This is a genomic window from Okeania sp. SIO2B3, from assembly GCF_010672525.1.
Lineage (GTDB): Bacteria > Cyanobacteriota > Cyanobacteriia > Cyanobacteriales > Microcoleaceae > Okeania.
Window position 1 is genome coordinate 60032 of the sequence record NZ_JAAHGH010000010.1, and the last position, 22644, is coordinate 82675.

General features: G+C 35.7%; 18 protein-coding genes. 7 read left to right on the forward strand and 11 right to left on the reverse strand.

The features are described 5' to 3' along the window. Window positions 1-186: 186 nt before the first annotated feature. Window positions 187-1614 carry a proton extrusion protein PcxA gene (locus F6K15_RS11890; RefSeq protein WP_293061009.1) on the reverse strand — a complete coding sequence of 476 codons (1428 nt, stop codon included), beginning with the start codon at window positions 1612-1614 and terminating at the stop codon, window positions 187-189. 582 nt (window positions 1615-2196) lie between these two features. Then, window positions 2197-2514, reverse strand: coding sequence for a thioredoxin (gene trxA / locus F6K15_RS11895; protein ID WP_293061011.1), 318 nt, complete (start codon window positions 2512-2514; stop codon window positions 2197-2199). Between the two features lie 336 nt (window positions 2515-2850). On the opposite strand from trxA, the gene fabG reads away from it, so the two are divergent. The 3 genes from fabG (at window position 2851) to F6K15_RS11910 (ending at window position 7012) form a co-directional block, all read left to right on the forward strand. Further along, on the forward strand, window positions 2851-3618 hold the full coding sequence (gene fabG, locus F6K15_RS11900; protein WP_293061013.1) for a 3-oxoacyl-[acyl-carrier-protein] reductase: 768 nt from the start codon (window positions 2851-2853) through the stop codon (window positions 3616-3618). 427 nt (window positions 3619-4045) lie between these two features. After that, complete coding sequence (locus tag F6K15_RS11905; protein WP_293061015.1) at window positions 4046-5191, forward strand: succinylglutamate desuccinylase/aspartoacylase family protein; 1146 nt, start codon at window positions 4046-4048, stop codon at window positions 5189-5191. A 237-nt stretch (window positions 5192-5428) separates the two neighbouring features. Continuing rightward, window positions 5429-7012 (forward strand): DUF262 domain-containing protein, encoded by a 1584-nt coding sequence (locus tag F6K15_RS11910; protein WP_293061016.1) that lies wholly within the window; start codon window positions 5429-5431, stop codon window positions 7010-7012. 1107 nt (window positions 7013-8119) lie between these two features. Here the strand turns inward: F6K15_RS11910 and F6K15_RS11915 are convergent. Next, complete coding sequence (locus F6K15_RS11915) at window positions 8120-8284, reverse strand: hypothetical protein (protein ID WP_293061018.1); 165 nt, start codon at window positions 8282-8284, stop codon at window positions 8120-8122. Between F6K15_RS11915 and F6K15_RS11920 the strand changes: the two genes are divergently transcribed. After that, a complete protein-coding gene (locus F6K15_RS11920; protein ID WP_293061019.1) occupies window positions 8271-9935 on the forward strand; it encodes a glycosyltransferase family 39 protein in 1665 nt (554 codons plus the stop codon). The two genes, F6K15_RS11915 and F6K15_RS11920, sit on opposite strands and share 14 nt — an antisense overlap. A 445-nt stretch (window positions 9936-10380) precedes the next feature. Here the strand turns inward: F6K15_RS11920 and F6K15_RS11925 are convergent, their stop codons facing one another. From F6K15_RS11925 to F6K15_RS11955, 7 genes are all read right to left on the reverse strand, one after another. Continuing rightward, window positions 10381-11463: an ATP-dependent 6-phosphofructokinase gene (locus F6K15_RS11925; protein WP_293061021.1), complete on the reverse strand. Its 1083-nt coding sequence runs from the start codon at window positions 11461-11463 to the stop codon at window positions 10381-10383. Between the two features lie 394 nt (window positions 11464-11857). Next, window positions 11858-12181 (reverse strand): MAG6450 family protein, encoded by a 324-nt coding sequence (locus tag F6K15_RS11930; RefSeq protein ID WP_363267824.1) that lies wholly within the window; start codon window positions 12179-12181, stop codon window positions 11858-11860. 241 nt (window positions 12182-12422) lie between these two features. Further along, window positions 12423-12878, reverse strand: a complete 456-nt coding sequence (locus F6K15_RS11935) for a Panacea domain-containing protein (protein WP_293061025.1) — start codon at window positions 12876-12878, stop codon at window positions 12423-12425. A 120-nt stretch (window positions 12879-12998) separates the two neighbouring features. After that, the gene (locus F6K15_RS11940) at window positions 12999-13409 is read right to left on the reverse strand and encodes a PIN domain-containing protein (protein WP_293061027.1); all 411 of its coding nucleotides are present in this window, start codon (window positions 13407-13409) and stop codon (window positions 12999-13001) included. After that, on the reverse strand, window positions 13406-14947 hold the full coding sequence (locus F6K15_RS11945) for a HEPN domain-containing protein (protein WP_293061029.1): 1542 nt from the start codon (window positions 14945-14947) through the stop codon (window positions 13406-13408). Before F6K15_RS11945 ends, F6K15_RS11940 begins: the two co-directional genes overlap by 4 nt. Window positions 14948-15032: 85 nt before the next feature. After that, window positions 15033-15302 (reverse strand): type II toxin-antitoxin system RelE/ParE family toxin, encoded by a 270-nt coding sequence (locus F6K15_RS11950; RefSeq protein WP_293061031.1) that lies wholly within the window; start codon window positions 15300-15302, stop codon window positions 15033-15035. Beyond that, window positions 15302-15511 carry a hypothetical protein gene (locus F6K15_RS11955; RefSeq protein ID WP_293061033.1) on the reverse strand — a complete coding sequence of 70 codons (210 nt, stop codon included), beginning with the start codon at window positions 15509-15511 and terminating at the stop codon, window positions 15302-15304. Before F6K15_RS11955 ends, F6K15_RS11950 begins: the two co-directional genes overlap by 1 nt. Window positions 15512-15559: 48 nt before the next feature. Between F6K15_RS11955 and F6K15_RS11960 the strand changes: the two genes are divergently transcribed. Continuing rightward, window positions 15560-15808: a helix-turn-helix domain-containing protein gene (locus tag F6K15_RS11960; RefSeq protein WP_293061035.1), complete on the forward strand. Its 249-nt coding sequence runs from the start codon at window positions 15560-15562 to the stop codon at window positions 15806-15808. A 158-nt stretch (window positions 15809-15966) separates the two neighbouring features. Further along, window positions 15967-16533: a Uma2 family endonuclease gene (locus F6K15_RS11965; protein WP_293061037.1), complete on the forward strand. Its 567-nt coding sequence runs from the start codon at window positions 15967-15969 to the stop codon at window positions 16531-16533. 120 nt (window positions 16534-16653) lie between these two features. Here F6K15_RS11965 and F6K15_RS11970 read toward each other — a convergent pair whose 3' ends face one another. After that, window positions 16654-22359, reverse strand: coding sequence for an alpha-2-macroglobulin (locus F6K15_RS11970; RefSeq protein ID WP_293061039.1), 5706 nt, complete (start codon window positions 22357-22359; stop codon window positions 16654-16656). Window positions 22360-22491: 132 nt separating this feature from the next. Between F6K15_RS11970 and F6K15_RS11975 the strand changes: the two genes are divergently transcribed. Then, window positions 22492-22617, forward strand: coding sequence for a hypothetical protein (locus tag F6K15_RS11975; RefSeq protein ID WP_293061041.1), 126 nt, complete (start codon window positions 22492-22494; stop codon window positions 22615-22617). Window positions 22618-22644 lie beyond the last annotated feature (27 nt).

Genomic DNA, 22644 nt, shown 5'->3' on the forward strand with positions numbered 1-22644 from the left:
CACAGAAAGAAACCCTTCTCTCAATCTAAACTAAAATGACTATAAGTAGTAAATTTTCACCCAAAACAATAGTAGGAATTCTACCTATTTCTGACTCTAAAGTCACCGAAAAACTCTTTTCTACCTACTGAATCTTGACTTCCGTGAAATCATAAATTTATTCAGCAAGGCTGTTAATTGTCGAATCTATTCATTCATATTCTTATAAGTTGCCACTGCAGAAGGCGAACTACGGTTCAAATAACGGAATATCCAATACTTAAAAACAGCATCTAAAATCACTGGAAAAGTTGCAATAAACAAGAAGTTAAAATCTCTACTTTCTGCTAATCCAAAATGTTTAGCAACATTTTCCAAAATCACTTCCCAGCCATGAGGGGAGTGAAACCCCACAAACATATCTGTTAACAAAATCAGGATAAATGCCTTAGCACTATCGCTAAGACCATATATCACATCATCCATAAAAGATTTTAAAATCTCAACATCTCTTCTATTAGCAGAAATAATGCCAACAAAAGTAATCAAAGATATCAGGTCACAAAAAATATTTTTAACAGCATTATTACTTCTATTTTTATATTCTGAGGCTATTTCTTGAGCTTTTTCTTCTACTTTATGCTCAATCAATTCTTCTCTTTCAAGTTTAGGTATTTCTGAAATTTCTTTTCCAGCTTCATATAATTCTGGGAATAATTCTGGTGCCTGACCTAAATACATTTGAAAATGAAGTTCTTCCTCATATTTACGCAACTCCATCAAGGCTTCTTCTTCCAAGTCGCGGTTAATAAAAATCTCTTCTTGTTGACTAGAAACTGGCAGAAAACGATCGACTAAGTAACCCACAAAAGTCATTTTTGATAACTGGTGAATTAGTAGAGGCACTAAAATCAATAACAAGATAAATCTAACTGAAGTAATAGTCTTAACTTTAGATTTTCTGAATTTTTTAATTACATCTTCTTCAGCTTCTGGGTCTAACTCTTTCTTGATTCTTTTGAAAGTACTTAATAACGAACGGGGTAAAAAGCTAGTTTCTGGTTGATCATTTTTCAGCACTTCTGTAGTATTTATAGAAGAATTAGATGATATATTATCAGTAGAATTATTAATATTCTCTTGACTAGATATTATCGCTAGAGAGGATGAAGCATCAGGCACTTCTACAATTGAATTAGATTTTTGAATTGGAGATGTTGTTTGTTTACTATATCGACTAGCTACTTCATCAATAAACTCTAATTTTTCCAAAATAATTGATGGTCGGTCCTGAAATTCTTGCTGATAATATTTATGGAATTTATCCTCGCTATCGCCAAGCTTCTTTTTCTCAAAAATACCTACAACTGAAATACTGGTATTAAACTCAGCTAATCTAGTTTGAATAACTTTTAAAGACCGCTTCAGTTCAGAATTAAAATAAGACTTAACACTATCACCATAACTAGCTGATGCTAAAGAAATCTTTTGACCTTCAAAATGTTGATCTTCAATCGCCTTAATATTGAGGGCAGCATTATAAGCCATATCCAAAGCTCTTTCAGGAGTTTCTCGGAACCACTCATTAGCACTCAGAACAGAGAGTTTAAATTGCTTCCAGGAGTAAATAGCCATATCGATTATTTTCTGATAAGTTCAATCAGCTCGCCACTATTTAGGGTTTGCTGAAAAAGTCTTATGGGTGAGGGTAGGAGACAGGAGACAACCCACCCGCGGACCCCTCCCAACCCACCCCTAACCCCTCCCAACCCACCCCTAACCCCTCCCAGGAGGGGAGGGGAAGGCAGGAGAAATGGGTACGAGCGAGGAGGTAGGAGTAAGAATTGTAAGAATGATTTTTCTGCCCAACTATGAGCCTAAAATACTAACTTTTTGAGGGTTTTAGACGTGATACCAGGCACTTTTTTAGACCCCAAAAAGGCTAAAACTTTTCTCTGTAAATACTTTTAGATTTAATCAGCAAGCTCTATTTATTTATTAAATTTAGAACTGGCAATCTCAAGTTAGTAGTTTAAAGAGCGAGTAATGAACATTTGTATATTTGATAATAAGCAATTTCAACTGAAAAATAATATCTTTCTACCATTATCAACTTAGCTAGTATCTTAGCAGATTTTTGCTTTTTAATGTGAGCATAAATACGCTATTCACCTAAATCATAATTATGTCTATTTCTTCAAAAATATTTAATTAAATTTAGACAATATTCTCCAAGCGTTCAACTAACTGTTGTGCTTGTATAACCCCTTCTATCTGTTCTACTACCTGACCATTTTTAAACAAGACCAAAGTTGGCAAAGCTTGAATGCCATACTTTGATGCTAACTGGGGATATTTATCTGTATCAATTTTAACTATCCGCAGTCGGTCTTTCATCTTTTGATTGACCTGTTCCAGAATAGGGGCCATCATTTGACAAGGGCCACACCAAGTAGCATAAAAATCCACCAGAACAGGCATTTCTGAATTAGCCAGTAATTCATCAAAACTATTAAACTGCTTTTTAATTGCCATCTTAAGAAAATATATATACTTATCAGGAAAGGCAGAAGGCAGGAGGCAGAAGGGAATTTTAACTCCTGCCCTCTGCTCCCGCTGCCTTCGTTCATCTATTAATTATTAGCTTAACTCAATAAGCCATAATCCCCTAAGTTAACGAAGTCAGAAGTCTGAAGTCTGAAGTCAGAAGTCAGATAGGGGGGGGGGAGCCGTCGAATTGGCGACGTACAGAAGTTGTTTTTGTAACAGAGATTTGAGCAAGCCTCCAAAAACATTTTGCCAATCAAGGTGGGGTTTTAAACCCAATTATTTTGATAAATTAGTTTAAATCATATAGCAAAGGATTTGATTATGGAGGCATTACCCGAAACATTACAGCGTTTGAAGGGACAAGTAGCAATAATCACAGGTGCATCTAGAGGAATTGGTCGGGCAGCAGCTTTAGCATTAGCAATGGAAGGGGCAAATGTAGTTGTTAACTATGCTAACTCTAGTGGAGCGGCAGTGGAAGTCGTGGCAGAAATAGTTGCTGCGGGTGGCAATGGAATGGCACTTCAAGCAGATGTTTCTAAAGCTGAGGAGGTTGATACCCTTGTCAAAGAAGTGATGGAAAAATGGAGTCGCATTGATATTTTGGTTAATAATGCTGGTATTACCCGTGATACTTTGCTTTTGCGGATGAAACCCAATGACTGGCAGTCAGTAATAGACCTAAATTTGACGGGGGTTTTTCTCTGTACCCGTGCGGTTAGCAAAATTATGCTCAAACAAAAGAGTGGTCGTATTATTAATATTGCTTCTGTAACTGGGCAAATGGGTAATCCTGGTCAAGCTAATTATAGCGCGGCTAAAGCAGGGGTTATTGGTTTTACTAAAAGTGTAGCAAAAGAACTTGCTAATCGTGGTATTACAGCAAATGCGGTGGCCCCTGGGTTTATAGAGACTGATATGACTAAGGATTTGAAAAATTCTGAGGAAATTATTAAGTTTATTCCTCTGGGTCGTTATGGTACGCCAGAAGAAGTAGCGGGTATGATTAAGTTTTTAGCTGCTGATAGTGCGGCTAATTATATTACGGGTCAGGTGTTTAATGTGGATGGGGGAATGGTTATGGCTTAATTAGGAGATGGCTTAATTAGGAGATGGCTTAATTAGGAGATGGGGAGATGGGGAGAGCAGGAGTGGAAAAAACTGTGAGTAGGGAATAAAGCTAAATACATCCTCTTTCTTTTAATCGGAGCTGAGGTAATTTGTCCCAAGTTTAATCAATACCATTACGGTTACAGGACTGCCTAATAATTGTCTGAGATTTTTGCCTCTAGGTTTGCTATAAATGTGAGAATTTTTAGCATTTTCTGGTCAGTTTAGATTGATACTAATACCGAGAGAGATGCTATTTCAAAGGGAGTTTTAACTATTGTTAAATTATCCGGTTTGTATAAACTTATGATTTCAACTAAAGCTGTTAGTTGATGGCTATTTAATTAATCATAAAAAACTTTTTTCTCTATCTTCCTGCTGTTTCCTAATTTATGAATAATATCCGATGAAACCAAATATTTATACTATACCTTTAAAACAACTTGCTTCTGGGGAGATTCTCTCTTTACAAGTTTATAAGTTCACTGGAAATCAAACTGGAAAAAAGGCTTATATACAGGCAAATTTACATGGTGCGGAAATTAGTGGTAATGCTGTTATTCATCGCTTAATAGAATTTTTAATGACTTTGGATAATCGTAAACTAATAGGAGAAATATTGTTAATTCCTGTGTGTAATCCTGAAGGAGTTAATTCGCGATCGCATCAATTTTCTTCGGGTAGATATAATACTTACGATGGTAAGGATTGGAATCGAATATTTTGGGATTATGAAAAGGAAGATATCGATCTAGAAGCTTTTGCTAAATCTCAAGTTAATTTAACAGAAGTTGAGATTAAAAATAATTATCGTCAGCAAATTTTACATAGTTTTCATCGGCAGTCAGAAAAAATAAATTCACCAAGTAGTGTACCTTTTTATAAACAATATAGATATCAACTTCAATCATTATGTTTAGATGCTGATTATTTAATAGATTTACACAGTTCTACTAATCAAAGTTTAGATTATTTTTATTGCTTTCATGGTCGGGAAGAAAGTGCTAAATCTTTTCTGTTAGATTATGGCATTTTAATGGGCGATGGTGAATATGATGGGGATGCTTTTGATGAGGCATTTTTTAAACCTTGGTTGGCATTAGAAAGGAGTTTGAAAAAGTTAGGAAAAGCGATTCAATTTGAGATCGAATCATGGACGTTAGAATTAGGTTCGGGAATGAAAATGAATCCTGAATCAGTGGAAAAAGGTATTCGGGGAGTGAAAAATTATTTGGCTAATAAAGGAATGTTAAAAATTCCGGAGTTTCCCTTAGTTGAAACAGCATCTCATCAAATAGATTTAATTTCTAGAAAAGGGATGAAACGTTACTATGCTCCTGTGGGTGGGATGATACAAAATAGAGTCGAACCCGGTAGAGTGGTTAAGCAAAATCAGCGAATTTATCAAATATTGAATTTCAACAAAAATAGAGAGCTGCCAAAAGTAATAGATATTTTTGCCGAAACAGATGGTTTGATTTTAGATAATTCAATAAATCATTCTGTGAATCAGGGAGATTATGTATTAGGAATTATCTCAAAAAATAACTAAATTACACTTTGCTTTTAACTTATACAACTATTTCTTTGTTATGCCTTTTTTGGGTTGAAAATAATAGTATTAATTTGCCTTGAATCTGGAAATTATTGCTAATTAGAGGGAACTAAAGCTGTTAAATCTTTATTTTTTGCTGACTAATCAAGGTCTCTATACTTCTGAAGTGAAATGGGCTTAATATTGATATAATAAAAACTATCCTTCAACATACTAGAAAAAAAAATTTATAACATGGATAAGCCATATCTCTTCATAAGTGACCTAATTAATGACTTGAAAAGAGGAAGAATCAGAATTCCTTCTTTTCAAAGAGGTTTTGTTTGGGACCCAGACCGTGTTGCCTACTTCATTGATAGTATATATAAAGGTTTTCCGTTTGGCTCAGTTTTACTGTGGAGAACTAAAACCCCTTTGCGAACAGAAAGAAATCTTGGACCCTATAAACTACCTGAAAGCGAAGAAGAATATTTTATAGACTATGTTCTTGATGGTCAACAGAGAATAACTTCTATTTTTGGTATATTTCAGAATTCTCTTGCTCCTGAAAAAAATCAAGATACTAGCTGGACAGATTTATTTTTTCAGCTTAATAGTAAAGAATCAGTTCCATTTGTATACTTAGATGATCCACAAAATTATGACAATAACGAGTTCTTTCCATTGAGGTATGTTTTCAATGCTCCAAAATATCGGCAAATCACAAGAAATTTGAATGAAGATATAGCTGAAAAAATAGATGATTTGGTTGAGAAATTTACACAAGCAACAGTGCCTTTAGAGCGTTTTCAAACTGAAGAACAAAAATATGTTGCAACTGTTTTTGAAAGAATTAATAGAAAAGGTGTTGAGTTAAACACTTTTCAATTATTATCTGTTTGGAACTGGAGTGGAGAATTCGATTTACAGGAAAAATTTCAGGAACTAGCAGAAAATTTACAGGATTTTGGATTTAACGAATTAGATTCTGATTTACTTCTCAAATGTTGTTCTGCTGTAGTGAATAATAGCGCAGATCCAGAAACTTTTATACAACTTCCTGGCGATGAGGTTCGCAAAAAGTTCGATGAAATTAAAACAGGAGTATTTAGGACTATAGATTTCTTAAAGTCTGAGCTAAATATTTTTTCTCTCAAGCTTTTACCTATGGATAATATTTTAGTTGTACTGACATCATTTTTTGCTTCTACACAAAAACAACCTCCTCCAGTACCTATAGAGCAATGTGAAACTTTAAAAATATGGTTTTGGCGTTCTTGCTTTTCTGGGAGGTATGCACGAGGTGGTGTTAAAAGCACAGATATAGACTTAAAAGAAGTTCAAAAACTGAAGAAAAATGAAAAACATAACTTAGGCAACTTTAATGTATCTATAAATTCTAACTATTTTATAAAAAATAAATTTAGAATGTCTACAATTGCTACTACAACTTTTATTCTTTTACTAGCAAATAATCAACCATTAAATTTTATTCAAGGTACAAATATCTCTCTAGAAGATGTATTATGTCAAGGTAACCGCCATGAATTTCATCATATATTTCCAAAAGCTTATCTAGAGAAAAATGGATATAAAAGCGATGAAATTAATTGCTTGGCAAATATATCAATGCTTTCAAGAGCTGACAATAATAAGATAAAAGATAATCCACCTAGTGAATATCGTTCTCAAATGCCAACAGATGATTCTACTCTTAAAAAAATACTGGGAACACATCTATGTTCTCAAGAAATGTTTAGTGATGATTATGATAAATTTATTTCTATGAGAGCTGATTTACTTATGCAAAAAGCAAAAGAGTTATCAAAACTTACTTAAATATTAGATAGGGAAAGTATATAGTCTAATTATGAAAATTGAATAATTGGGTAATAAGTGGTTTGCATATATAGCAATCAGGAAGCTGTGAGAATTTAGATGTCCCTTAAAAGTATAGAATATAGCAATTATTATATTCATATGATACGTTTTTTTCTTCTTTCCTGTTCCTTGTTTCCTGTTCCCTGTTCTCCAAAAGTTTCCAATATCTCACAACTCAAATCATATTGCATATAGCTTCAACTTTAAGTCTTTCTCAATTAAATTATTTGGAAAAACCCTTGTTAATATATTTATTGGGCAAGTTTCTGAAGTAGATAGAGAAAAGTTAAAACAAGTATGGAATACCTGATCAAACTAAAATTTTTAGTTCTTAAAATATAAGTAATTTACCGTTGATTAAGATGGTGGATGACTTATACTTTTCTTGCTAAATGGCATGAGCAATTTTGCATTACCAAATAACTGCTAAATCTAAGACAAATCCTGTTAATTAATGGATAATTGATAATGGATAATTGATAATGGATAATTACCTCTGGTTAAAACCGCTCTTGATTGAATATAAGGAAATATTATTTCTTCTCTTGGTCGATTGGATATGGCGAGGAGACCCGTTCTTGCAGACCCGCTCCGCTAACGCCATCCCATCCTAACGGACTGCTCCGCAAACGACCGCTTTTTTCCCCTTAAAAGGGTCGGCTTCAAGGCGCGAATTATTTAATTATTAATTAGGCCTTGTTGATTAAATATAAAAGTCTTTACAGATAAAGGTTTTAGCTTTTTTAAGTATTAAAAAGTGCGAGTTTTTAGGTAGTAATGATTCAAAAATGAGTGGATTTTGGTCAAGAGTTGAGCATAAAAATCTAGGGACAATTCTTACTACTACCTCCTCTATAATTCCCATTTCTCCTGACTCCTGACTCCTCCCCTTACCAAAAGACTTTCCATACGCAAACCCTAATTATTAATTATTCGGTAAAATATTTTCTCCTGATACTATTTGTGGATTTTCTCAGATTTCTATTTCTCGTTTTTGAGTCGAAGGAAAGGTCAGGAGATATCAAAAGCTTAAAACTAAAACAACGCCAGATTTTTCTTTATATTCTAGATAACTAAACACCTTCTTCCTTCTTCCTTCTTTCTTTTTTCTTCTTTCTTTTTCCTTCTTCCTTCTTCCTTCTTCCTTCTTTCTTTTTTCTTCTTTCTTTTTCCTTCTTCCTTCTTCCTTCTTCCGTCTTCCTTCCCTATAAAAAAAATGATTTCTCTCAAATTTGAAAAGAAAAATGCATCTCAAATCTTAATTATATTACTGATTATTGCCATAACTTTAGGCATAGGGTTCCGTTTTTTAAACATTGATAAAAAAGTCTATTGGCATGATGAAGTATATACTTCTTTACGAGCATCAGGTTTTAAGATGGCTGACCTTGGCCCAGAATTTATAAACGAAATTATTCCTGCTCAAAAACTGCAAAAATACCAAGAAATTAAACCAGAAAGTACCTTCAAAGACACTCTTGAATCTCTGATAATTGAAAACCCCCATCATTCTCCTTTATATTATTTGATAGCTCGGTTTTGGATGCAACAATTTGGCGCTTCTATCAAGGCATCTCGTAGTTTACCCGCATTAATCAGTTTATTATCTTTACCTTTAATCTATATCCTAGCTCGGCAACTTTTTAATTCCCATTTAAACGCTTTACTGGCAACTACATTTTTAGCTTTATCACCCTTTGAGATTTTGCTTGCTCAAACAGCCAGACAATATAGTTTAGTTACTGTGATTATTTTGAGTAGTAGCATTTTATTGTTGAGAGCTATGTATTCTTCAAATTGGAAAAATTGGGGATTATATAGTGTAGTTTGTGCTGTTGGTTTATATACCCATTTGTTTTTTTGTTTAACCATGATAGCTCAAGGAGTATTTGTTCTTATTCATTGGTTTCTATCAAATGATATAGAGAAAAATGCCTCTCACAAAAAATATAATTCCTCGAAAATAAAACTTTTAATTCAAACACTACCTGGGAAATTTTTTATTACTGCATTAGCAATAATAATTCTCTATATTCCCTGGATATTAGTAATCATAAATAATCTGCAAAGAGCCTATGATGCTACAAATTGGGCAAGAGTATCAGTGGGATTCAATATTTTAGTAAAAAAGTGGATTTTGAGTTTTTCTTCTTTGTTTATTGATCTAGATTTTGGCTTTGACAGTATTGTTACATATTTACTGAGATTGCCATTTTTAATCATTATTGGTTTTGGGGTTTATACAGTTTGTCGTTATGGCAGTCGCTCCAGAAAATTCTTTGTCCTGACTTCGATTTTTATACCTTTCATAATATTAGTAATACCCGATTTGTTCTGGGGTGGAAAACGCTCTGCAGTCACTCGTTATCTGATTTCCTGCTTTCCTGCAATATATTTATCCGTTGCTTATTTATTCTCAAGGTATTTAGGTGGCAATAATGTTTCGCATCAGTTAGGCGATCGCCTCTCTTTGTTCAGTAGGCAAAAATTTTGGCGAGTAGTTTTGGCAATATTATTGACAGCAAGTATTTTATCCTGTAGTGTCAGCGCTGTTTCTGATACTTGGTGGAATAAAACCCCTAGTTATTTTAATGCTGAGGTAGCAAAAAAAATTAATGCTAGTGACTACCCACTATTATTGAGCGATATAGGTGATGATTATACAAATGTTGGAGATGTGATTTCACTCAGCTATTTATTAGATGACAATGTACAGTTGTTGTTGTTGACTCAACTGCCAAATTTGGAGATGGTTACAGGTGAATCTGAGATTTTTGTGTTTCGTCCTTCAAAGAAACTGCGGTCGGCGATCAAAGCAAACCAATGGGAATTAGAATCTGTTGTCGCAGGGGAGTTATGGCGAGTCGGCGTCTCAAATTGATGATCAAAATGCTATATTGACAGGACTTATATCATGTTCGGTTGAATACTTATGAATAAATGTTGTGATTTCTCAGGAGTCAACCCACCCCTCGCCCCTCCCCCGACCGTGGAGGGGAACTCAGGAGTCAGGAGGAAAAAAAGGAGAAAAAGAGGAAATATTGGAGAATAGTATTGATAATTTCAGTATTTCTTTGATTGTGCATTTAAACAATTTATTGTCCTGTCCCTCGTTTAAGGCAAACCTTTATTATATCATGTCCGGATAATTAGTGAGAAAAAAACTCTCTCCTTCTTCCTTCTTCCCTTCTGACTCTTGAGGACTGACTCCTCGGTCGTTATTTGTTTTATAACTGTTCAACCGGACATGATATTACTTCTGACTTCTGAGTTGCTAATACGCATTTTAAATGCGTATTAGCTTATTTTCCACCCTACTTTTGAGATTAATCTCCCAAACAAATACCCATACTCCGAGCAGTTTTAACTAAAGTATCATTAATATCTACCGCTCTGTATTTAGAGATTGCATCTGTAATTGGAACAGCGATCGCCTGTCGATTTTGCCAAGTTACCATGTGGTCATATTTTTCTTCGGCAATGAGGTCAACTGCTGCCACCCCAAAAGCTGAAGCAATTAAGCGATCGGTCGGGGAAGGAATGCCACCACGTTGAATATGACCTAAGACGGTGACGCGAATTTCTGCACTACTACAAGCAGAGATTTTATCAGCTAGATATTGCCCAATACCACCAAATCGAGATTGACCCAAAGAATCATTAGTTGTGACAGCTTCTCCTGTTTCAGTACGCACTGCTTCTGCGACAATTACCAAAGAGTAATTTTTGCCTAAATCTTGGCGTTTGCGAATGTAGTCACATATTCGCTCTATTTGGTAAGGAATTTCGGGAATCAAGATCACATCTGCACCACCTGCAATACCAGCATTGAGAGCAATATGTCCCGCATCTCGCCCCATTACTTCCAGAATCATAACTCGACTATGACTAGCAGCAGTAAAATGTAAGCGGTCTAGTGCTTCTGTGGCAATTTTGACAGCAGTATTAAAACCGATAGATAATTCAGTACAGCTGACATCATTATCAATAGTTTTGGGAATACCCACTAGATTCAAATTTCCCTGTTGAGCAAGTTGACGAAGAATAGCTAGACTGCCATCACCACCGATACCAATTAAAGCATCAAGCTCTAATAAACGATACCCTTCAATAATTTCCTCAGAGCGATCGCGCACAGTTTCATCTGGCATCGGAAATGCAAATGGATTACCCTTATTAGTAGTTCCTAAAATTGTACCACCTGCTGTTAGTAAGGGGTCAATTTTTTCTATTTCAAGTTTGATTGCTTTTGGTGGACGTTCCATCAATCCCAGGGTAGCTTGCTGAATGCCAAAAACTTCCCAATTATAAGTTCCAATTGCGCGATATACTACCGCCCGAATTGCTGGATTTAAGCCTGCACAATCTCCTCCACTGGTAAGGATGCCAATACGTTTGTGTTCTACCATAATTATGATTTCCTCTACAATAAAGAACATAAATTTTTAACAGTTTCTACTCAGAAGTTAAAGCTGTCTATCGGATTTTACCAGTCAATTGTCAGTATTTATATTCATATCATGTCCGGATAATCACTTACGATATAATAGAATATAAATTGAAGGGTGGAGTATGATTGATACCATGTCCGGATGATTAAGTATCACAGGAGTTACGCAGGGACTCTACAGATAGCTAGTGCGCCATTCGGAGCTTTGCGGAACGCAAATGCCATTTGCCCCTACAGATGGTACTTTAAAGGTCAATTTGCTGTTATAGTATCTAGAATTACAGCGGTTTAGTTTTACCTTTGCTTGTTCTATTTCAAATATACGATAACTACAAAAATTGTTCTCATATAAATTATTCAGGGCAAACAGAATGGTCTCTATCAAACCAAACTATATAGTAAACCCCATCTACCCGAAATCCAAAAATTCGCTTTTTTTCATCTATTCTCATTTCTGATAATTTAATATCTTCCGGTATATTTTCTGATAAAGATGGATGACTACTGATTAATTTATAACCTGTTCCAACTGATGAACCAGGTTTTTTAGAACCGTGAGTTTTTATCTGCACCCAGGTATATTTTTCTATTTTATTTAACCCTTGAATTAAGTCATTAATTTCTGATGAATTCCAATCAGACAAAACCCAACGATTTTTATCTGTATAGTAGTCCAGTAGGGTGCGTTAACGTTTGCGCAGCATTCCGCAGGAAAGTGTAACGCACCGCAAATCTATAATTTTTCGGTGGGTTAGCGTCAGCGTAACCCACCCTACTATTTTTTTTTACCCTTGAATTAAGTCATTAATTTCTGATGAATTTTAATCAGATAAAAGCCTACTATTTTTATCTGTGTATGTAAATCTAAAGCTAGGATTTTGATAACTGATAACTGATAACTGATAACTGATAACTGAATTAAGCCTCCACCATCTCTGAATAGAAAGCTTTCATATCTGACTGAGAAATAATATTATTCGATGGTTGAGCTGATTCTAAATCTTTTCTGGCATTTAGCCAAGGAGTTTCTGAATGTGTTAATTCTTTTAGGTATCTAGCGCTTAATTCTCCATAAGTATTCCATACTTCTTCAAGAACTTCTATTTCATCTTTTTCAAATTCTATTTCTAATTCGTCTGGTGCAGGAATATCTCGATAATTGTAAGGTTTATATTCATTCCAAACATCACGAATAATAGGTCCGGAAACCCAAGCTTCAATATCTTGAAAAAACAGAATTTTCTTTCTAAATACTAAACTCCAAGCTTGTGCGTAATATACAAGTTTTTGTAATTTTAGAGGAGAGATTGTATCCCCTGCTTCTCTGTCAATACGACATAAAAAATAGCCAGCTATATCAAGGGCATTTTTCATAGGTTTTATTCTCTTGTATTTTTAACTATTATATAAATTTTCAATCCTTTTTTTTGTAAAAAACACAGTCGATGAAACAAATCTATTTTAACTTAATGGCTATCTCCTAATTCATCGCAACTATTGATAAATTGAAATCACCTTAATCTGAGTAACTCGGTGCATGGGTTTACTTGGTTTTTCTGTTGTTATTAATTCATCAGCATTTACAGAAATAGCAGCAGCAACATGAAGAGCATCTATTGCATTTAGACCAAAATCAGAAGCTAATTTTTGTGCAGATTCGACAATTTTTTCTAGTTCGTTTGCCCAGATAGTACAACCTGTCAAAAATGTTTCATAAAAATTAACTTCAGCGAGGTTTTGAAAATAAATTGCTTTAGATAATACTTCTAATTTGACAAACGAGCTAGTGGCATATTCTCGTTGGGGGTCATCAAGAATTTCTTGTGCTTTTATTCCTATAAGGGTTTCGCCTCGATATGCTTGAATAAGTACGCCAGAATCTATATAGGTTTTGATAATACTCACTGTCTTTCACCCCGACTTTCGGCAATTTCTTCTTCTATTTCATCCCTAGTTAGTAATTTACGCTCGGAAGGTATCTGAAGACGAATTTCCTGTAATTTTTTACCCATATCAGTTTTAGGTTCTCTTGCTCTTTCTAACGCATTCTTATATCTCTTATTTCTGTTAAGTAACTGGTGACAACGTTCTGAAGTACAACCTAATTCTTTCAAAATACAAGCTTGCAAAATGAAAGAAAGTAATTCTATAAACCAAGATAATTCTTCTGGTTGAGGAACCTTTTTCTTTAAAGATTTATTGTAATGAGTGAAGTAATTTCTAGCATTCTTGACTTGAGTAGCAAATACTTCTTTATCCTTAATTAATTGCTTAGTTATTTCTGGGATTAATTCAAGCAGTTCTATTAATCTTTCTTTTAAAGTTGGTTCATTACTGTAGTTAAGTTTTTCTTTTAGCCACTCTTGATACTCGCTAGGAACACTACCTAAGATTCTTTCTTTACGCTCTTTATGCTCATCTTCTGGCAAAACATGATTTTTAATTTGACGGCGATGATAAGATTCTACAGCCTGAACAAGATTGAGAAATTTACTCTCTAAATAAATATCTGGTTTGTACTTAATACTGAAGAATAAATTCAAAACACTATCTAGTTTTTCAACAGAATTAAACCATCTTTGCATAATTAATGAAAAGTCACTCTTAATATCAGAGAGAGAAAACAGCATCTCAGAGAAAATTTTATTGTGAAAAAGTAATTTATCTAGCTTTTTTCTATCGGGGTAGTAAGTTTTATAAATAGCTTTTATAGGGATTTCGTCTAGACTGTAACGGCTATCTACTATGTCTGTATCACCGTGACGGGAATAAAATTCTAATTCAGTAATGCAGTTAGTTCTATCAGTTGCAAAAGTTATAAAATTATTTAGAGGATGTATGAATTTAAAGTGAAAATCTTTACATGAAAGTTCTTCATTTGGTTGAATCATTAATGAGACAAATTGTTTTAAGTCGATACTTTCACGCTTACCTGCTTCAGAACAATTATAAATGACAGAAAATTTTCCGTATGTTGTTTTTGCTTCAATATCTTCAGGGGCAGTATATGTAAATCTTAATTCTCTCTCTTTATTCCAATCTAAATCTCTCAAATCAGGTTCTCGCTTAATTAAAGGCAAGTCTGCCCAGTCAGATAGATAACTATACCGTACTCTAGCTTTATTAAATAATATTTCATCTGGTTTAGTAAAATGTCTACCTATTAAAGCAAGTTCTGAGGTATATTCTTGACTTGCAAAACCAGGGGAACTTCTTCTTGAATGAGAATTAATACTATTACAAATAGTAATAATCTCTCTATGTACAACTCCTAAAATAATGGGAATATTAGTAGGAATTTTTCCCGCAGTATAAAAATTGAGAAACGAGCCTATTAGTTGAAGTTTAATTCCTTCAGTATTTTTGAATTTGAGAATACCTGCTATTTTTAAATCTGGCTCTGATGGCAACCACCAATATCCTGAATATTCTATATTTTCCATTTTTAAACCTCTAATTAATAACTATTAGTAAGACTTAATTTTTTAACGCTATGCCCTATTTTTTAATTTCGGGCATAGCTTAAATTTATAGTTGAGAAATAAGTTGATTATAATCTGAATGAGAACCTATCCAAAACCAGATAATTGTATTACTATCTTTAATCCCAACTGCTCGCCAACTTAAACCTATTCTGACAGAATAAATAGGTTTAACTGGATGAATTTTTTTAAATTGTAAACTGGGATTATATGGGTCTTTTTGCCAAAGTTGGTAGGTTTCCTTGGCAGCTTCTTGGATAGGCTCAGGAAGTTTATTCAATGCTTTCCAAAATTTAGAGGTAGTTTGAGAGTTCATCAGAAATTTAAAGGTCTAGTTTTACCTTGTTTGAACTCGGCGATCGCTTCATCGGCAAGTTGGGCGAGTTGGTCTTGAGAATTAGCAAAATTTTCTGCCCATTTTTTCTCGTCTTCTATTTCTGCTAGGATGAGATAAGCTATAGCTTCTTGCTGGTTTTCTGGTAGTTGAGATAGTTTAGTTAGTGCTTCTTCTATAACTTTAGTCATAGTTTTTTTCTGGTGATTATTTCTTATTAGTTTAGCGGATAAATAAAAATGAGACAAGAGCAAATTTTTGAAGAAAGTAGTGGTAATGTATTTGCCGATATTGGTTTGGAGGATGCCGACGAACTTTTTACACGAGGAAAAATAGGTATTCAGGTAATACGTTTGTTGAAAAAACGCCATCTTAAACAGGGTAAAATTAGTGAAATTCTAAATATTTCTCCACAAGAAGTATCTCATTTAATGAACGGAGAATTTCAAAGGTTTAGTGAAGGGAAACTACTTGATTTTCTCAAATGACTTGATATAGAAATTACTTTACACCGTGTTTGAGAAGAAACCCAAGGCTGGAAAATCTGCATAGGGTTATGCGCGGAGCTAGGAGCTGTGATTTAACGGTGAGAGTGTCAAGAACATTATAATGTATTAACTCGGTAAAATTTTAGAGAATTATAAGGATGTCCAAGACTGCTATCCAAGAAAAAAGGCTCACACTGGATGAATTTTTGTCATCCCCTTTAGCTAGTGAAAAGTATGAATATTTCGATGGAGAATTAATTCAAAAAATGTCACCCAAACGTTCTCATTCCCGTGTAACACTTGCTTTATCCTCAATTCTTGAAGATTGGAATCAAGATAAAGGGGAAGTTGGTATCGAATGGTGTGTTCGCTTAAAACGAGATGACAAAGATTGGTGTCCGATTCCAGACTTACTCTATATATCTTATGATAAGTTAGGGGAGATTGAATTAGAAGATGATGCTTGCCCCATTCCCCCTGAATTAGTCATAGAAATTATATCACCTGCTCAATCTTTTAGTAACCTTAGTGAGAAAGCGGAAGCTTATCTAAAAGCAGGGGTATCCCTTGTTTGGTTAATTGATACAAAGGTTAAGAAAATCACCGTTTTTTATCCAGATTCTCCTCCACAAACGAAGCAAGGGGAAGATAGTTTAGGGAATGATTTATTACCTGAGTTAAGTTTAACTCCTCTGCAAATTTTCCAGAAAGCAAAGTTAATTTAGCTGTGAATGTAAGGGGAAAAGACATCCGTCTCCGGTGTGTCCTCCCCCCACCAACCAATTTTTTTCAGCAGATCCTAATTAGGGTAAGCATTGCGCACCCTAAAACCCTAAAGTCACATACTATTTCACAACTAAGGTTGTCGTCGCCGATCGCCCAAATTCTTCGGGTGCATATTGTAACTTTGCTTCTGCTCCAGGCCATATAAATGTTCCGGGGGTCACTGACCTGACTAAATAATGTAAGCTATACACACCGGGGTTTAAACGGTCTGCATAAGCTTCTACCCGATCGCGATATATTTGTTGATATCCTATTTGCCAACTATCTGCTTTTGCTTTGACAGCGGAAGTGGCGGTTTGGAAACTGGTGTCAACTGCTTCTAAACCTGCTGGCAGTGGGTCACGAATAATTACATGGTCTACGGGGCGGTCTGTTATAACCTCAATGCCAATATCAAAGACTTGTCCTGCACTGACATCTAATGTTGACGCCACTTCAGATAAATCCATGCGTTGCAAAATTTCCTCTTCATTTGCCAGACGAATTTCCCGCGCTACTCGCAAACCGTTATACTTTCCTGGTTGGTTTCCTGGGAGGCGATAACTGTATTCGACTAAATAGTGCAATTTGCCTTCTCCAGATTTTTCCAATACTAAATCTGATTCTCCTTTTTGCAACCCATCCATTGCTACATTCAAGGAGAGATTCGGATTTTCATAACCTTGAAAACGGGCAGCATCTAATTGTTTGCCTGATAATTTGGCGGTGGCGACAAAATTCGGTGGTGCTGGTTGGGTATTGCTATAAGTAACTAACGCTTTCAATGCTTGGGCGTTATCATAGGTTGTGCGCCAGGTGCCATCGCGTCGGAGGTTGAGCAGACTTTGTAATAGTCGGTCTAATATTTCTGGTTTGGCGTCGCGGGTAATAAATAGTCGCAATGCTTGAGCTTGAGCAGCGGTGGTTGAATTGAGCCATCCCCAGGTTTGCGGTATATTCAATGTGGCACTACGTCCGGTTTCATAGACGCTTTCCTGAATTTCGTTATACATTTCTGCTGACTGTTTGCGCCATTTGGGGAAGGTGGATATGTAGCGCGCTAGTTTTATTTGGTCTACCTGAGATAGTTTTTCCCGTTGTTGATAAATATCTGACAGGAAGCTATTGCGGGTGTCGCCTAATTCTGACAATGCCATCAAAATATCTAAGCGCACTTGATTTTTACAGAGTTGTTCGCTGCAATATTCATCTTTGCCTGGGTCTGCCAAAATGTTGTTTAAGTAATTCCGCAGACTACTTACCATTTCCCCATTTACTAAATCTGGAAATGCTTTTTTGGCTTGGGCGATCGCTTCTGCTGCATAGGGTGTTAGATAAGGATTGGATTTTTCCCATCCTGGATAATAACCAAAACCTCCGTCTGGCAGTTGCAACTTCTCTAATTTTTCTAATGCTAGTTTTGCCTGTTGTTCTGGGTTGAAGTCTACAAATGCTTGCTCGTATTTCTCACCCAATATTTGGAGGTTGGAGGCGATCGCTAGTTGACTGGCGGTAGACTCTAAAAATGGTAATTGGTCTTTTTTCAACACTGCTTTTGCGGGGGCAGTAATTTCTGGTATTAATGTACTTGCGATGGAAATTTCTAGACCTCCCACATCTGGCATCACATTTTCTGTAATATTTAGTGGAATTTGCACTTGAGAGTCAGTTGTGCCAGACTCTACTACACTTTCACTTGCTGCCAAGGACTGCACGGGTAATGAAATTTCAAACCCATCAGTGTTTCGGTTATTCAGGTCAGTGGTAAATTGCACTTTTGCCTCACCCGCTTGTTTTGCCTCCATTGGGAAACGGTAAGCATTGGTACCTGAGTCTGTGCTGGTTTGAAAAATTTGGGTAGTTTGGGAATTTTCGGCAAATAAAATATTCTGACTAACTTCCCCATCTATTTTTAGACTGCCTTTTTTACCAGTATTATTCGTAACTGTTACGCCACCCTCAAATTTATCGCCGATACGAGCAAACTGAGGTAAAACTGGATTTAACATTAATGGTTGAGTTGTGACAAAAGTTGCTTCCCCATTACCAAAATGCAAATCTCCATCTGTGGCAACAGTCATCACGCGCCAAGTTGTCAGATCGTCTGGCATTTTAAATGTCACCGTTGCCTTACCTTTATTATCTGTAATTACAGAACCGTTGTAATAAGCTAAAGATTGAAAGTCTGTACGAATGCGGGTGCTAGATGCAGCAGATGATATGCCGCCGCCATAACCCCAACCTTTTCTCAGAGCGGATGACATGGCCTCCATTTGTACTTCGGGACGGTTATCGTTGAAAGTGGTTGATATTGGTTGTTCAGCGTAAACTGTCTCCACTAAGTCTGGGGGACGATGACCGCTTAGTTGTAATACCGCTTCATTTACAACCATTACTATAAACTGACCTTTAGTGGGTTGCCCTTGATTATTTTTAACTGCCAATTCCACAGTCTGCATAGTTCCCGGTTGTGCTTCCGGACGTTGGGGTGTGACTTCTACATTTAAGTATTTGTCTGCCAAATTAATTTTGAATGGGGTAAAACCAACTTTCATCAAATTTTCCACAGTTCCTGGTTCGACTTCTGCGAGTGGTTGACCTTGCCGCACTAATACTGCTTCTACCGCAGCATTTGGTAACATATCTTTTGTCACTTGAAACTGAATTTCTGGCGCGCCACCTGTAACTTTGACGATTTTTTCATACAGTGGTTTGTCGCGGACGACGGCAAAATATAATTCCCCTTCTGGATAGGGTGACTGAATTAAAGCAGTTGCTGTTTCTCCTGGTTTGTAGGTGTCTTTGTCGAGTTTAATTTCTAGACGGTCTTCGTTACGACCTCCCCAATAAACGCGGTTCGCTCCGGTTGCCCAAATTTGAATATCTGTGCCAGTAATGTCATTTTCAGCATTGTCAAAATTAGCTCGGATGCGATAACTACCAGACTCTGGTGGGGTGAGGTTGACGGTTTTCGGTTTATTGCCACTTCTGACTTTCTGACTCGCAACAGTTTTATATTCCACCTGATATTTGGGGTTGCGACTACCTGCCACTACTTGGGTAACGCTGCTATATTCCATTTGTTGTAATTCCAGCAGAATATTTTCCCCAGAAAGTGGTTTTCCTTGAGAGTCGGTGACAATAACTTCTACCGGAAACTTTTTATTAGCATCGGCGACAAATTTACTTTTTAGACCTATTAATTTGTTACTTGGTAGGGCGGTAAAAGTTTGAGTATCTGCCACAGAAAGATTAGATATATCTGTCACTTCCACATCTACTCGGTAGGTCATTGGGTATGGTAAATCTTTTCCGACAGTAAATATTTGATTATCCCCACCTTTATTATCTAGCACCACATTTTTTTCCAGTACATTATTAGGAATAGTCGGCGTTTCTTCCGGCCAAAACCATTGACGACCAAAGTCAAATTCTTGCCAATTTTCAGGAGTAAATTCTGTCTTTTGGCGAGTCACATAATATTTAGCCTTTGCTCCTTGCACTGGAGAATCAAACAAATAATTACTTTCAGCTTCCGCCACTATTTGTTCATTAATCAAAGCAATTTCTCGATTAAGTTTTAGGTCTACCTGAAAATTAGGCGGTTTAAATTCAGCAACGCGAAATTCTCCGTAAAATTCTATGCCATTTTCTCCCTTAGCCTCCACATTGTAATAACCCAATGACTGATTATTATCTAGAGAAATTTCTAGAGAGAAAGTACCAAATTCATTAGTAGTCTGAGTACCTAAATTTTGCTTATTTCCATCTGGATTATTTATAGTTACTTGATAATCCATATTTTCCGCTTGTTTCAAGTTACCATTTTCCAAATAATAAGCAGCTCCAGTCAACCAAACCTTTTCCCCTGGTTGATAAAGTTCTCTATCAGAAAAAATAGTACCCCGCGATGCAGGTTTGCCACTATCCCAACCAGAATAAATCCCATAACCATAAGTACCGCTATATTCTTTCGTTCTGGCAAAAGCCCAATCTTCCTTTTCTTTGGCAATTACTAATAATTCCGGTGCTTGGGAAAAGCGCCGACCATTCATACATTTTTGTAAGTCGATTTGAGAGAGAAAAAGTAAACCATTTTCATCAGTTTTTCCCGTGGCACAAGCAGTAGGTTTAGGTTGAGATTTAGCATTTAATTGAGATTTATAAATATCCACATCCGCCACAACTGGCGCACCATCATCCAAATGATTTACCCGAATAATTCCCGACTCTGGAAACCACTGAGCAAATACTCCCAAATTAGTCAGTTGTACCAATCCAGAAAATTTTGGTTCTTGCCATTTTTGTTGACCATTTTGTTGATAAGAACTCGTCCGTGCTTTTACTCCATAAGCCAACATTCCTGTCTGACCACCTAGTTGTTCTCTGAGAGGAACTGCTACTTCTTTAATCTGATTTTTTTCACCAGAAACAGGGTAATTTTTCCACTTTTCATTTGCTGGTAATAAATTTTTTCTATCTCTTCTGGGATAAGCCGATTCTGCGTAAACCAAATCTGTTGGTTTAACAACTTGATAAGCCGCTTGATATTCCGACTCTGGCAAATTTACTGTGGAAATATTCAGTTGTAAATCCTGACTAGAAGGAAAAATATTTAAACCAGCAGGTACCGAAAGATTTCCGACTAAATCCCCTGTTTGATAATTTAAAACAACAGGCTTTTCTAATACTTGCCCAAATTTATCTTCGATATTAGCGCCGATAGTAATTGTATAGTTTGTATCGGGTTCAAATGCCCAAGGATTGAGACTAACAATATTATAGTCATCATAAGCTTGAATCAGATTTTTTGTCTCTTTTGGTTCCGGTTCAATCGTAATATTTTCTACTGCTGATTCAGGTACAACACCATGATTAAATTCCAACAAGGGATTACCTTTAACAAACCTACCGCCACCCTGGGAAAATTTCAGTTCAGAAAACTCAAAAGCGGAATAAGTTTCTACTTCACTGACAAAAGGTGTTTGACTGGGTAAATTACCTTTTACAGGTTCAATTCCCGAGTCAAATTCCAGACGATATTTAGTACCCTTTTCCAGAGTAACTTGGGGAGCGAACAAATAATTCCACCGACGGAATGAAGAGTCAAATTCTTCTGTAAAAACTTCTTCTTCCTCCTCATTAGTTTCCAATGTTTCTAAACTAACCGTCAAAGGTAAAGTCTCTGTTTCTCCTGCTGGTAAAAATTTTAAATTTTCCTCAATTGAACTTACATCCAACTCCACATTTGAAGTAAAATTTAACGTCGGATTTATATCAATTGGTTGTGGTCTTCTATTTTGCTGCTTAGTAGTTGGTAAATTCGTTAATTTAACTGGTTCAGTATTGAAAGTCCAAGCTAAATCTTCATCTAATTGATGATTTTTAAGGTCAGATAAACCAGCCTTCAAAGTAACCTTTACTCTCGTAGATTTAGGAAAGCTTTCCGCAGGTTGAAAACCAACCATTTTCGGAGTCAAAAATCGAAATTTACCAGGTAATTCTGGGAAAATTTCAAACTTTTTAAGTTTCTCCTGTTGTTCTAGAGAATCTAAAGTTTCCAAAGGAATCAAAGGTTCTTTAAACCGAATCCGAATTTGACTTAAAAGTTCTGCTTCTCCCGTCGGACTAATTTGTTCTATCCACTCCGGTAGTGGAGGAGTAATTATTAAGTCTACCATGGGTAACTTTGCCTGTTTTGAACTTGTGTTAAAAAAACCACAAGCTGCAATGGCAAAAGCTAGGAATAATCCTAGTAAAAAATGTTTCCAATATTTGAACGCCATATTTGTTTGATTTGAGGATAGTTTCTACCTACAATTATTATACATCTCCGAAAAAGATATAGGCTTTTTGTAACAGTAGGGAACAGGGAACAGAGAAGATGTTTTTAGGAAAAAAACACGGAAAATGATTTTATGAGTAACTTTTACAACCCTAGTTTGATTTATCTATTGTCCAATAGTTATATTTATTTAGATGTCAGAGGAAAACGATCGCTCAGTCTCAGCAGATTAATGTTTGATTTATCTATTGTCCAATAGTTATTTTTATATATAGTCAACAGAAGC